This window comes from Paenibacillus taihuensis (genome assembly GCF_003386535.1).
In the GTDB taxonomy this organism is placed as follows: Bacteria; Bacillota; Bacilli; order Paenibacillales; family Paenibacillaceae; genus Paenibacillus_Z; species Paenibacillus_Z taihuensis.
This window is the reverse complement of record NZ_QTTN01000021.1, coordinates 63,673-77,136: the sequence shown is the minus strand read 5'-3', so window position 1 is coordinate 77,136 and position 13,464 is coordinate 63,673. Positions and strand designations below refer to the sequence as shown.

Annotated in this window: 13 protein-coding genes; 5 read left to right on the top strand and 8 right to left on the bottom strand. The window is 52.3% G+C overall.

Annotated features, from left to right (window positions below; all coding sequences use genetic code 11):
* Positions 1–77 precede the first annotated feature (77 nt).
* The 3 genes from A8990_RS17750 to A8990_RS17740 form a co-directional block, all read right to left on the bottom strand.
* The gene (locus A8990_RS17750) at positions 78–926 is read right to left on the bottom strand and encodes a helix-turn-helix domain-containing protein (protein WP_116190375.1); all 849 of its coding nucleotides are present in this window, start codon (positions 924–926) and stop codon (positions 78–80) included.
* A 40-nt stretch (positions 927–966) separates the two neighbouring features.
* Positions 967–1,713, bottom strand: a complete 747-nt coding sequence (locus A8990_RS17745; protein WP_116190374.1) for a phytanoyl-CoA dioxygenase family protein — start codon at positions 1,711–1,713, stop codon at positions 967–969.
* Between the two features lie 164 nt (positions 1,714–1,877).
* Positions 1,878–2,687, bottom strand: coding sequence for a phytanoyl-CoA dioxygenase family protein (locus A8990_RS17740; RefSeq protein ID WP_116190373.1), 810 nt, complete (start codon positions 2,685–2,687; stop codon positions 1,878–1,880).
* Positions 2,688–2,846: 159 nt separating this feature from the next.
* On the opposite strand from A8990_RS17740, the gene A8990_RS17735 reads away from it, so the two are divergent.
* The gene (locus A8990_RS17735; protein ID WP_245996081.1) at positions 2,847–3,659 is read left to right on the top strand and encodes a helix-turn-helix domain-containing protein; all 813 of its coding nucleotides are present in this window, start codon (positions 2,847–2,849) and stop codon (positions 3,657–3,659) included.
* 92 nt (positions 3,660–3,751) lie between these two features.
* On the opposite strand, the gene A8990_RS17730 is transcribed toward A8990_RS17735, so the two are convergent.
* Positions 3,752–5,209 carry a DHA2 family efflux MFS transporter permease subunit gene (locus tag A8990_RS17730; RefSeq protein WP_116190372.1) on the bottom strand — a complete coding sequence of 486 codons (1,458 nt, stop codon included), beginning with the start codon at positions 5,207–5,209 and terminating at the stop codon, positions 3,752–3,754.
* Positions 5,210–5,382: 173 nt separating this feature from the next.
* Between A8990_RS17730 and A8990_RS17725 the strand changes: the two genes are divergently transcribed.
* Positions 5,383–6,078, top strand: coding sequence for a TetR/AcrR family transcriptional regulator (locus A8990_RS17725; protein WP_116190371.1), 696 nt, complete (start codon positions 5,383–5,385; stop codon positions 6,076–6,078).
* A gap of 59 nt (positions 6,079–6,137) precedes the next feature.
* Here A8990_RS17725 and A8990_RS17720 read toward each other — a convergent pair whose 3' ends face one another.
* Both A8990_RS17720 and A8990_RS17715 read right to left on the bottom strand, forming a co-directional pair.
* A complete protein-coding gene (locus A8990_RS17720) occupies positions 6,138–7,247 on the bottom strand; it encodes a slipin family protein (protein WP_116190370.1) in 1,110 nt (369 codons plus the stop codon).
* Positions 7,248–7,816: 569 nt separating this feature from the next.
* Positions 7,817–8,614, bottom strand: coding sequence for a phospholipase D-like domain-containing protein (locus tag A8990_RS17715; protein WP_116190369.1), 798 nt, complete (start codon positions 8,612–8,614; stop codon positions 7,817–7,819).
* Positions 8,615–8,805: 191 nt separating this feature from the next.
* Here A8990_RS17715 and A8990_RS17710 point away from each other — a divergent pair, with 191 nt between their 5' ends.
* Complete coding sequence (locus A8990_RS17710; protein ID WP_116190368.1) at positions 8,806–9,144, top strand: Ger(x)C family spore germination C-terminal domain-containing protein; 339 nt, start codon at positions 8,806–8,808, stop codon at positions 9,142–9,144.
* An 81-nt stretch (positions 9,145–9,225) separates the two neighbouring features.
* On the opposite strand, the gene A8990_RS17705 is transcribed toward A8990_RS17710, so the two are convergent.
* Complete coding sequence (locus tag A8990_RS17705) at positions 9,226–9,885, bottom strand: NAD-dependent epimerase/dehydratase family protein (protein WP_116190367.1); 660 nt, start codon at positions 9,883–9,885, stop codon at positions 9,226–9,228.
* Between the two features lie 144 nt (positions 9,886–10,029).
* Here A8990_RS17705 and A8990_RS17700 point away from each other — a divergent pair, with 144 nt between their 5' ends.
* Positions 10,030–10,314 (top strand): Mpo1-like protein, encoded by a 285-nt coding sequence (locus A8990_RS17700; protein WP_116190366.1) that lies wholly within the window; start codon positions 10,030–10,032, stop codon positions 10,312–10,314.
* A gap of 102 nt (positions 10,315–10,416) precedes the next feature.
* A complete protein-coding gene (locus A8990_RS17695) occupies positions 10,417–11,499 on the top strand; it encodes an ATP-binding protein (RefSeq protein WP_116190365.1) in 1,083 nt (360 codons plus the stop codon).
* 60 nt (positions 11,500–11,559) lie between these two features.
* On the opposite strand, the gene A8990_RS17690 is transcribed toward A8990_RS17695, so the two are convergent.
* Positions 11,560–13,452, bottom strand: a complete 1,893-nt coding sequence (locus A8990_RS17690) for a methyl-accepting chemotaxis protein (RefSeq protein WP_116190364.1) — start codon at positions 13,450–13,452, stop codon at positions 11,560–11,562.
* Positions 13,453–13,464 lie beyond the last annotated feature (12 nt).

The following is a 13,464-nucleotide window of genomic DNA, read 5'->3' as shown; positions in this document are numbered from 1 at the left end:
CTTTCCCACTATAGCAAAAAAGCCGGAACCTCCTAAAGGTCCGGCCTCTTCATAAACTGCAAACTATCCCGATCCCATTACTGCTTCCGATACTCCCTCGGCGGAAATTGGAACCGCTTCTTGAACGCCCGCTCGAAATGCGGGAGCGTGTTGAAGCCCGAAGCGAAGCAGATTTCCGTAATCGGCAGCTGCGTCGTCTTGATCAGTGAACGCGCGAACTGCAGCCGCACTTCCTGCAGGTAGCTCTGGAACGTGGAGCCTGTCCCTTTGCGGAAGCATTCGCTGAAATAATTGGCTGACAGCCCGCAGTACGATGCGACCTCCTCAAGCGACAGCGGCTCGCGGAAGCGATGCTGAATGTAGATCAGCCCTTTGCGCACTGCCGATTGCAGCATCTGATGCCGCTTGCCTTCCTCGCCCAGCTGCGGTGATGCAGTACGGCTTTTGCGGAACAGATCAATGAGCAGCCGCTCGACAGCGCCTTGGATGAGAATTTCACTCTCCGGCTGCAAGTCCATCGACTCGTCCCATATCCGCTCGTACTCCTGCAAAAGCTCTGCCATCTGCTCCTCCGCATACCAATGGGTATACTCCGTCCGGTGATCGAACAACAGCTCCATGAGCGGCTCTCGAATGAAATGATCGTTGAATATCAGATCATACAGCTGCAGCGTCTCGCCCGGATCCGGCTCCAAGCTGTGGAAATCCGCAGGCGAGAGCAGGAATACGGCACCTCGCTCCAGGCGCAGCGGCACTCCGTTTAATATGTGCGTGCCCGATCCGGACACCACGAAACCCATTTCAAAAAATTCATGCCAATGCGTATCGATAAGCCCGTCGACCGAATGCTTGAACAAGCGATAAGGAGCGGACAGCGTCATATAGCGGTCATTTGTCAAGCGTTCCGGCCCTTTATAGACGCTCATCTCTTGCTTCCCCCCGCGCTGCTGTGATTTCGTTCCCTTATTATACGTTAACGAAGTCACTTCCCGCGATATCCTTGCCTCGAGCTAGCCAAATTTTGTGACCAGAGTTCTTCTCAGGGATGACGCGCGCCTCTGTGGAGAAGTAGCGCATCGTGTAGCCGCACCGGCGGAACTGGCTCTTGTTCGCCGTGGCACCGTGAATGATACGTGAATCATGGATCGAGCACTCGCCCGGCTCCAGCTCGAAGTAGACCGCATTCGCATCGTCGCTATTTTTAATTTGGATTGTGAAAATATCATCGTCCGTGTCGACATCCTCGTAGTCGGAGAAGCCGCCCCCGTGCGTTCCAGGAATAACGCGCATGCAGCCGTTTTCCTTCGTGCTGCGATCGATCGCGAGCCATACGGTAGCGATTTTGTCGTAGCTAGTCAAGCGGCCTTTCCAATACGCGGAATCTTCATGCCAAGGCGTCGGCTTGCCGATCAGCGGCTCCTTGCAGATGAAGTGAGACGACCATAGACCGATGTTCGGCCCTATAATCGGCTCCACGAGATCGAGCACTTCGTCGCTCAGCAGAAACTTAAGCAGACGCTCGTCGCGGAAGTGCGGCGTATCGAGCTCGCTGTTCAAACGTCGGCCAAGCACACTCCACTGTTCTTCGAAAATATCCGTCAGCTCCGCTTGTTTCTCTGGGCTGAACAGCGGATTCTTATAGAGGGTGTAGCCGTTCTTCTCATAAAATTCAATCTCGGTTTGCGATAATTTACCGTTTGCGATGTTAGACATTGCAAGCAGCCTCCTTTAGGATATTGGCTTTCATTTCGTATGGTCCCATTATCCCTATTACGCTTCACGGCCGCTCCTCTTCTTCACCGATAAAGTATGCATTTCTTCGGTACCAAGAATAAAGCCGCAGCCCTCGCCGGCTGCGGCTCCGATCACAACTACGATTAATGATAGAAGGATGGCCCAACCTCGACGCCGCAAGGGCCGCCGTCCGGATTGCCTTCCAATACAATTTGTGTACCGTCCGCTTTGTAGAGCGGATTATAATGCTCGCTGATCTTCGTTGCGGATGCGTTCGCATAATGGCAGATGAATGCGCGGCGGAACTGATCCTTCGTCTTATTCCGGTACGAGCCGTGAATGAGATTGCCGTTGAAGAAGAGCACATCGCCTTTATCCATAATGACCGGCATTACAACGCCGTCCTTCGGCGGCTTCACATAATGCGTCGTGAACGACTCCTTCGAATCTGCCGTATCGGGGCACGAAATTTCGTGCGTGTTCGTCTTCGGCACAACGAGCAAGCCGCCATTATCCTCGTAGGCTGCATCAATCGCTGTCCAAGCCGCGATGCAGTTGCCCGGCTCCACCATCAAGTAGAAATTGTCTTGATGCAGCGCCTGGCCTCTCGAGCCCGGCGGCTTGTAGTAGAACATGCTCTGCGCAGCATAAGCTTCCTCGCCGTACAGATCGGCAAGCACTTCCAAGACCGGCTGATGCAGCATATATCTCTTCGCCGTTTCATTGAAGCGGTGCGGATGCATCACGCGCGGGTAACGCTGCAGCGGATCGGCGCCGTCAGCATCCAAGTTCGGCTCGAAATAACCCGGAATCGTCTCATGGCTCATTTTATCGAACGTATCCACGATTTCAGTCACATCACGATCCGTAAACAACCCTTTTACAATCAAATAACCGTCGGCATCAAACTGCTTCTTCTGTTCTTCAGTCAGTACGCGCAGCGCTTGCGTCATCGTTCATCTTCCCCCTATTGATCATCAAATTCGCCCCCAGGCTTATAGCTTTATTGTAAAGTTCAGTCAGGTGCTGCAAAAGTAACAATTATGCTGATTACTACAACAATCCTGCTATAATGAGCCTATATGCATCGATCGTGAAGGGAGTGCTGCAAGGTGAATGCCAAGGGCGACGAACTGTATTCATACATCAAAGAGCAAGGCGGCAACACGGTCATTGCTGATCATTTCAACTATCCGGACAACTATGTCATCAAGCGTCCGCAAGGCATGAGTGACTGGTTGATCACGTACACGCTCGGCGGCGAAGGGTATTTTATCATCGATGGCGCGGAACGATTTTGCCAAACCGGTGAAGTTACATTGATGCAGCCTGGTGTTCCGCATCAATACGGGACGCGCCGCGGGAGCCAGTGGCATTTCATCTGGGCCCACTTCTCCCCCCGTATTATGGAGACGAATTTGCTGCCAAATGAGAAGCTGCTTGTCCATATGATCGACAGCGATTCCTTGCGCAAGCGGTTCTTTCGCGCATTCCGCAGCCTTGTCTCCGACTCCATTGAGCGCGGCATGTACTGGAACGAGCTGTGCGAGAATACGATGCGTCACATTATTCTGCTGCTCGCCAAGCGAATGACCAAGCAGCTTGATCCGCGCATTGAAGAGATTCAGCATTTGCTCGCGACCCGCATGCAAGAGCCTATCCGGATCGAAGAGCTGGCGAAAGCAGTCGGCTTGTCTCCGTCTCGCTTGTCGCATCTGTTCAAAGAATCGACCGGGGCATCCATCGTCGATACGCTCAATGACATGCGCATCCGCCAAGCCGCTCTGCTGCTCGAGCATACGGACCGTCATCCTTCCGAGGTTGCGCTCGACGTCGGGTTTCAGAACTATAACCATTTTGCAAACCAGTTCCGTAAGCGGCATCAAGTAAGTCCACGTGCGTACAAGAATGAACCCCGTACATGAGAAGTAAACGCAGAAAAAGCACTCCATATCGCCGTCCTCAGCTACTAAGCTAAGTCCAGCGACAGGAGTGCTTTTTGTTCAAATTAAGCAGCTTATGCGGCTACCGATTCAGCAACGGCGCGGGCTTTGCGTTTGCCAACGATCAGTGTGAACGGAATCGCGGCAACTGCAATGTAGGTAGCGACCATGAATACATCGTTTACGCTCAACGTGAAGGAGAACAGCGGGATGAGCTTCGCGCTTTCTTTGCCCTCTTGCGTCAGCTCCGCCACATGCGTCAGCGTGTGCGATGCGAGCAGCGAAGTGAATAGTGCGATGGCGAACGAACCGCCGACGTTACGCACCCAGTTCGTAACAGATGATGCATGGCCGACCATGGTCGGCTGAATCTCTTCCATACCCGCCGTGCTTGTTGCAGCAGCAGCGAACGATACGCCAAGGTTACGGATGGACATCCACAGGATGATGTACATATGAGAGCTGTCATTATGCATATGCGTCAGCTCGAAGCTGCCGAAGATAATCAGGACAAGACCTGCAATCGTCATCAAGCGAGGTCCGAGAATCGGATAGAGCTTCCCTGCCATTGGCATGGCAAGCGCCATAATAAGCGAAGCCGGCAGCAGGATTAAGCCCGTGTCCATCGGCGTTTCTTGCTGAACATTTTGCAGGAAGAGCGGCACGAGCAGCGTACCGGAGTACAAGCTGATCGTAATGATCGTGTTCGCTACGAGCGTAATCGAGAAACGGGCGTTGCCGAATACGCGCAAATTCAAGAGCGGTTCCTTCGCCATCAGCTCACGGATAATGAACAGCACGAGCATGACTGCGCCGAAAGCGAACAGCCCGATAACGCGCGCGGAATCCCAGCCCCATGTGCGGCCCTGGCTAAGACCGACAAGCAGCGATGCGCTGCTAAGTACAACCGTGATGAGTCCCCACAGGTCCAGCTTTTTCGCTGAGCCGATGCGGTAGCTCGGGATCATGGCAATAATGAAAATGATCGCAATAATGCCGATTGGGATATTCATGAAGAACAGCCATCTCCAGCTGAACTGCTGAATGAGCCAGCCGCTTAGCGTCGGACCGAACGCTGGAGCAAGCATCGCCGACAAACCCCAGATACTTACTGCGAATGGTTGGCGCTCCTTAGGAATAACTTGGAAAATAATCGTCATCGTCGCAGGTACGACCAGACCAGTAAACAGACCCTGAAGAATACGGAAGACGATCAAGGAATTGATGTCCCATGCGAAGCCGCACAGCAAGGAGAAAGCGACGAAGCCGACCATCGCGTACAGGTACACGTTCTTGTAACCGAACTTGTCGCCCAGGTAGCCGGTTAGCGGCGCTATCGTTCCGAGCGAGAGCATAAAGCCGGTAAGCGTCCACTGAACGGTGCTGAGTGAAGTATGGAAATCTTGCATAAAAATCGTGAGCGCCACGTTAATGGTACTGATGCCCAGAATGCTGAGAAAAGCGCCGAAGAAGATGGCGATCATAATCGGCCAGAACCGAATGTTCGGAGCGGCCGTCGTTGTTGTACTCATTGGATCATCTACTCCTATCCTATTTGCCCAGTTGGGCTTATGTAAAAATGATCATATATCAAACCTCAGATAAAGTAAACTGCTTTAGCTAAATTTAGTTTAGTTTGACCAAATGGTTTATTTATTTTTTTTAATTGTGTATACTGTGAACAAAGAAAGTGAGTGTGAGCGCTATGGAAACGACAGGCAGCGAAACACCGATTTGCCGGTATACAGATGAATCTATTCTTAATAAATACGCAGCGAAGCTTCTTCACCCGATTAAGTTGAACGGCATCGCTAATTTGCGCATGGACGATATTGCCAAGGCGATGGATCTGTCGAAGGCGACGTTGTACAAATATTTCCCTTCCCGGGACGAGATCTTAGAGCGTCTGACAAGTCTCTTCGTGAAGTATGTCGTCGGTTCAGGCTCCGAGGCTACGCTTGCGGAAGGCAGCAGCGAAGCTTATATTCAAGGCTTCCAATCGACGTTCGGCCAGACACTGCTGATCGCCAATTATGGCACCGAGATTTTCTTCAAAGATCTGCGCGAAATCTATCCGCAATTAATGGCTTCCATCGAAGTCGCAATCAGCGAGCGGAATGAGAAGCTGCGCAAGTTTTATGAGCGCGGAATGGCCGAGGGCTATCTGAATCCGCTCAATGCAACGCTGCTGATTCTTGAGGACGAGCTTATGTTCCGACATCTGCTCGACCCGATGTACTTGATGAAGCATAACTTGACGCTGCGTGGTGCAATAAGCGACTACTATCAGATCAAGAAGCTCCAGCTGTTTAAGCCGGACATTTACGCTTCGATTAATGACACTCAGATGATGGACAAAATCGAGTATTTGGTTCGCAAAGTGACGTTTGGCACAGCATAAAAAAGGTGGCACAAGGAACTCGGATTCGTATCCGTCCTTCATGCCACCTTTTTTTGCGTTCAATCCGTTCTCGGCTTGAGCAAAGTATTGAGCTGCTCCAGAAGGCCGCCGCTGCCCGTGAGTGAGATGGTTCCGATCTTCTCGCAGATCTTCTCGAGATACTCGAGCTCCTTCAGCCGCATCAGCGTCGCGTTCTCATCCATCAGCTTCGCGGTGTTCAGCAGGCTGCGTGTCGACGCGGTCTCTTCCCTGCGCGTAATCAAGTTCGCATGCGCACGCTTCTCCGCAATGAGCACCGTGTTCAGAATGTCTTTCACATCCCCGGGCAAAATAATATCCTTCACCCCTGCGGACAGAAACTGCACGCCGTATTCCTCTTGCTGCTCACTGAGACGATTATGCACGAACGCACCGATTTCATGCTTCATGCGCAGCAGGTCATCCAGCTTCAGCGTGCCGACATACTCACGCAAGATGAGCTGCAGGCTTACATAAATCTGCTCCTCCATCGATCGAATGCGTACCGTTTGCAGCGGATCCGTTACTTGGTATTGGCAGACGAAGTTCAGCCGCAGCGGTACTTTGTCCTCCGTCAGCATTTCTTGCCCCGTCATATCCAGCTGCTGCCTGCGCAGATCGATCGTCTTCACCGCAACAGCAACCGGACCGCGCCAGAAATAGTATTTGCCCGGCGCAAGGCGGCGAACGAGCTGGTTGTTATAGTACAACAGGCCAGCTTCCTCTGCAGCGACATCATACACTTGGACAACCATATTACCGAGTTTAGGCAAGATCGACAGATCAATATCCGCAGCTAGCTCCGGCTCGAGCAAGTTTACTCGCACTGCCCGGTACTCCTTGATCCCTTTCCAGAATGCATATTTGCCTGCCTTGCACAGTCTCGCGAACTTTCCATCCTCGTACAGCAGTACGTACTCTGAGTCACGGACATCAATCACTTCAAGTGCATCGCGCAATCGCTCATCCTGCAGGAACAGCTGCAAATCTTTGCCCGGCACCTCGAACGGCTTCGTCACGTTGAGCACTTCCACCTTTACGTCCGAGAAGATCGAGAACCGGTATGTCCCTGGCAATAAATAACGCGTGTAGCTGCCTTTCGTGAAGAGCAGGCCGCGCTGGTCGTTCTGAATCATCATTGTTTTGAACATCTATAAAAACCTCCCTATCGAGATCATAAATACTTCGGCCATGTGGTTCATCAAGCCAGGAACGCTCGCGAGAGTTGACGAACGGAGCTGCGCTTAAGAATGAAGCTTCCGCGCACGCTGCTGCCGCAAGTGTTCGGATTGTGCGCCGCATGCCCCGAATGCAGGCAGCTTCATCAATAATCTCGTTTCACTTTCAGCTTTGCGCGGCGTACTCTCGCTCCAATCGGTATCCGCGAGCTGCTAAGCTCATCTCCATCGTGCCCGGCAAGCGGGCGTGAACGTTCCTCATGCTGATGAAATAAGTTGACTACACCATAGATCGCTTAGCAGGCGAGTGAGGAATCGAACCTCGTTATAATTGGAGTTCCCGGCGCTGCTTGATCTTCAGCATACTTCGGCACACGTGCCAAGCACTGCGGAACTTTGCAGAAGTTCCAGCTTTGAAGCCAAGCGCTCTTCGTGGGGAACAACTTGATTATCGCGTATAATTACGGCAGCGAACATGGCGGAAGTATTACGATCACCAGATAAAAAGAAAAAAGAGCTCGCATTTCGCGAGCTCTTCATCGTTATTTCACTTCACAAGCAACCCCGTCACCGTCTCCATCGAGCTTCCGGCTGTAGCCCGGATCGCCTTTATGCAGCGGCGCTTTGCCCGCCTTGCGGACTTCGGCGCAGCACTTGTACGCCACGGTCACGGATGCGCCGGACGACGACTTACTAGGTGACTGCGATGCCGGCACTGCCGACTCCTCGTCAGACTCCGCATCTCCCGTCACCTTGACGGCATCTTCGGCAATAATCGGCGTAATCGCCTCGAACGCGCCTGTATCTTCCCACATCTCCTGGAACTGAGACGCGAACGACTGTGCAACCTCTTCGCTGCGCAGCACCATGAGGATCTCATCGTTCTCCGTGCTCGCCGATTTCGAGTAGTTGAACGAGCCTGTCGTCGCCGTTTTCCCGTCTACAATCGTCATCTTCAAATGCATCAAGCCGCTGTGCTTGTTGATCTTCAGCGGAATGCCGGCGCTGCCGAGCAGCTTGAGCGCTTCCTTTTGCGTCTTGCCTCCCGATTGAATCCGGTCGGTAATAACCCGCACAGCTACGCCGCGCTTCTTCGCCTGCTTGATCGCATCGACGATGTCCGGCTTTGTCAAGCTGTAGATCGCGATATCGAGCGTCTTCGTCGCCTCATTAATGACGCTGATAAGCAGCTTATCCGGCTGCTGATTCGCCTGCGTGAACGCCCATTCCGCGTCCATCTCTTTCACCTTGGACGTGCTGGCCGACGAAGCATAGATTGCCCCTGCCGCCGCGATGCAGAGCGCAATCGCCAGCGGTACCATAAATTTTAATAGTCGCATACTCCCACCCTTTGAATCTCTATTCTGGTCTTAGTTTACCACGATTTAGGCAGGTCAAACGAATGCAGGCAGCACTATTTTGCACATACTAATCCAGATTAAGGCAGCGAAGGAGTGGATCGTGAGATGCGCTAAAAACCGGAACGAGCGGATACGAGCTTACTGACGCAAACGATGCAAGCATTCGAGCAATGCTCCGACCTCATTCATCGCTAAATCCCCGCCCATACCGAGACCGTCATAAGCGGTCCGCAGGATTCCTTCACCGAATCCCTCAGCACGAATCTGTCCTTAAGCAGCTGAAGCTGACACAGCAGCTGACACAGCAGCTGCAGCCTGAGCTGCAAGCCATTGCGGAACGATTGCAGCAGCTTGGAACCGATTCGCTCGGGATCGGCATCGCCGTGCGTAACAGCATGAGCAGTTATAGTGCGTGGAAGCAGCTGAACTGGGAGCAAGTGTATCCGAAGACGAAAATCAAAGTATCGCTGCATATAAAGGTCAAAGATTACGGACAGATCGAGTCTTAAGTCTTCATGCATGCAAAAAAACGCAGTCGGTATCGGCTGCGTTTGCGCGTTTGTTACTGAACTCGATTCGATTCGATTCGATTAGATTTGATTGATCTCGCGGCTTTCGATATGCGGCTTCGAATACCCGTGCTTGGCTACTTTCAACATCGCGCGCCCTAACTGATCCGATGTCGTGACCGAACTCTTAAACGCACGCTCGAGCAGCGGAGCGAAGGGCCGAATAAACGCATACAGCAGCATGTACCATCCTGTCCTCGACCTGATGCCATGCTTCGGTATAATCGCGGCCGGTCTAAACATATACGCTCCCTTGAAGGGCAGCTTCAATAAGTCGTTCTCCGTCTTACCTTTCACTCTAGCCCACATGCTGCGTCCCTGCTCCGTCGAGTCCGTCCCGCTTCCAGTGACATAGATGAACGTCATGCCAGGATTCAAGCGAACCAACGTATTCGCAACGCTAAGTGTCAGATCGTATGTAATGGCGCGATATTTCTCCTCTGTCATGCCTGCCGAGGAGACGCCGAGACAGAATAAGCAGGCATCGTACCCCGATAGCTGCGTTTCAATCGCCGATAGATCCAATAAATTCGAATGAACGATCTGGGTCAGCTTGGGATCCGACTTGCTTGTCTCGCTTCTGCCGACGGCAAGCACCTGCTCCACCTCCGGATCGAGCAAACACTCTCGCAGTACGCTTTGACCGACCATGCCTGTTGCTCCGAATAGCAGCACTTTCATCTCGCTGATGCCTCGCCTTCTTCCTGTTATTAGCTATAACGATAGCATATCGGAGCTGAAGGAGGAAAGCGCCAGCAAGCTATCGAATATACTGATGTTAGCAATACGCAGCATGAGGATACCTAGAGGGGGCGGCACACACGCATGGCTAAAAAATCATTTCTGCAAAAATATAAAGAGGATCACCAGCATCCGATGAACAAGCTGACTCATACGATCGGCATCCCGATGATCGTCATCTCCATTCCAGTTCTGATCTTCAGCTGGCAATGGGCGATCCTGCTATTCGTACTCGGCTGGATTCTGCAATTCATCGGCCATGCGTTTGAAGGGAAGAAGCCTTCTTTCTTCTCCAATCCGATCTACTTGCTCGTAGGTCCGGTATGGTTCGTCAAGAAGCTGTTCACAGGCGCCGGCGGGCGCAAATAACGATGCTGCAGCTTAATTAGTTCACGGTAAGCTCGCCATATGTTATCATAATGGTAGTTATTTACAAACGAGACAACTAAATAATTGCTTGAGGTGAGAGAAATGAATCCAAGAAGCCCTTCACTTCTTTATCCGATTCTATTCGACCGTCACCCTGAGGCCATTCTCGCAACTGATCTGGAAGCTTGCATCGACTATGCCAATCCCGCTGCCGTACAAGCATTCGCACGTCCTCCTTTACAGTCACTCCTTGGTACCCGCATACATACGTTATTCGCAGAAGAGGACTTGCCCGTACTTCACAAACACATTCAGCAAGCGATTTCGTTAGGCGAAGCTCAGTTGTTCGATTTGAAACTGCCTGCAAATGGACAAGCCCCTACACCACTTCGCATCATGCTCGTGCCTCAAGCCGAGCCAGCGCAAGCACTAACCTTTTATTTGACGACGTACACGAAACTATCATCGCTCCCGATTTATTTTGCCGAAGAGCCCTCTAGTTATGACATCAATCGTGTGGAGCATCTCTCCACCGTAAGCCAGCTTGCCGCCAGCATCTCCCACGAAGTGCGCAATCCGCTCTCCGTTACGCGGGGATTTCTGCAGCTGATGACTACGCCTGGATTAACGACCGACAAACAGAAAGATTATATCAAGATCAGTCTCGAGGAGCTCGACCGGGCAGCCGGTATCATTACGGATTACTTGAGCTTCGCAAAGCCGGTTATCGATGAAACGGTACCGTTCTTCCTCTACGACGAGCTCGAATATATTGCCAAGATGATGATTCCCTACGCCACCATCCGAGATATCCGCTTCCAGCTGCTGAATGAAGCGCAAGGCATTCAGATCTTCGGCAGCACCAAGAAGTTCCGTCAGGCGCTGATCAACCTGATCAAGAACGGCATTGAAGCGATGCCGAGCGGCGGGGAGTTGCGGCTTGCGTGTACCGGCTCAGCCAACGGCATCGCGCATATCGAGATTGCCGATACCGGCACTGGTATGGATGCAGAGATGCTGAAGCGTGTAGGCAAACCGTTCTTCACGACGAAGGAGAAAGGGACCGGACTTGGCATGATGGTCGCCTACAGCCTGATTCAAGGGATGAACGGGGAAATCGAGGTTAGCAGCAAGGTTGGCGAAGGGACATGCTTTAGCATTTATTTGCCGATTATTGAAGGTTAAAGAGAATAGGCAGCCGGGTGCATGGAGCCCTGCTGCCTATTTCATTGAACCAAGCTAAGCTTACTTATACTTGAAATGTTCCACTGATCCGTTCAACCGCCCCGCCATGGAGGACAGCTCGATCGACGATGCTGCCGTTTCTTCCGCGGCTGCCGCCGACTGCTCGCTAATTGCAGCCACCGAGCTGATGGAATACATCACATCGTTCGCGCGCTCCGCCTGACCTTCGCTCTCGCGGTAAATCTCTTCCACTTTATTCGCTGTCTTATTCACGTTGCCCACAATCTCGCCGAACGAATCGCGTGTTTGCGCGAACTGTACGACGCTATCGCCCACAGCTTGAACACTCTTGACAGCGCTTCTCTGCATACCCTTGATGATGTCCGCAATTTGCTTCGTCGCATCGCCGCTGCGTTCCGCGAGCTTACGCACTTCGTCCGCTACAACGGCAAAGCCTCTGCCCTGCTCACCCGCCCGCGCAGCTTCAATCGCTGCATTCAGCGCAAGCAAATTCGTCTGCTCCGCAATCTCGTTAATGACGAAGATAATGTCGCCGATCTGCTTCGAGTCGTTCTCCAGCTGCTCCATATGGCGATTTACTTCATCCATCTGACTAAGCGTCATGTTGATGCGGTCCGTGCCTTCAATCGCGATCGACTCCGTCTCGGCAGAAATCTGCTTCGCTTCCTTCGCGCCGTGCGCAACTGCCTTAATCGATTGATCCAGGCTGGCGAACAGCTCCGTCATCTTGTTCGCCTGCGTCGCTTGATCGACGCTGCCCTTGGCCACCTCATCGGTGCTCAGCGAGATCTGATCCGCTGTCGCCGAGACATTGACAGCAGCACGCGACACTTGTTCAATCATGCTCGATAACCCGTCCAGCATCTCATTCATATGGCCGGCAAGCGTGCCCAGCTCATCCTTGGACGTAACGGCAATTCGCGGCCTAAAGTCTCCAGTAGCCAGCTTCTTCACGACATCGGTAATATAGACAATCGGTCTGACCAACCGATTCGAGAAAACAATAATGGCCGCCAGCGCAGCGATCGAAGCAATGACGGCAACAAGCAGCGTCGTTGACATCATACGGCTGATCGGCGCAGTCATTTCCTTCTCCGGAACAGCCAGCATCACAACAAAGCCTGTTTCTGTTGCGTAGGCATAACCAATGGACTTCACACCGTCCGCTGTCTCGAAAGAGTAGTTCGATGGCTTGCCTGTTTTTGCATTCTCATAAGCCTGCGCCAACTGACGAACTCCGATATCTGATATGTTCTTCTTCATAATATAAGATTCATCCGGGTAAGAGATGAAGTTGCCGTTCATATCCAGCAGCGCCGCATACCCGGTCTCGCCGATCCTCGTATCGCGAATGATCTTCGTAGCTTCCGCAATCGGTACCGCAGAGGAGTAGAAGCCGTATGCCGCTCCATCCTTCATCAGCGGCGCTGCAATCGGAACGATAATCGAAGTCGGATCCACCTTCGAATAAGCTGGCGAAGCGATCGCAGACTTGCCCTGCTTCATTAAAGGTATGTAAGCACGTCCAGATAGATCGAGCGGCTTCCCGCTATTCAACACCGCATGAGCGCCTTCGAGATCGAGCGAGTACGTTGCCCCTTGCGAGAACTCGGGATTCGTCGAGACAAGTCCTTGAATGGCTTCCAAATGGCGGGAAGCGTCATTGCCGAACTGCTGAGCGAACCTCGCCATCGTCTCGAGCTTGGTCAACTCTCGATTCAAATCCTGATCGAACGACTCCGATATTGTTGCCGTTGTCAGTGCGAGTTCCTTGTTAATCTGCTCGTGGTAGAGCGATTGGTTCGGTAGGAAGAGTGCGATCGACATCGCCGCTACAATAACGATTACGATGAGCAGCGTCACACTAAGGAGTCGATTGCGGAGCTTGCGGAATGTAAACATATCTGATGCTTTTGCTAGGACTGAATTCAACTGATATCCCCC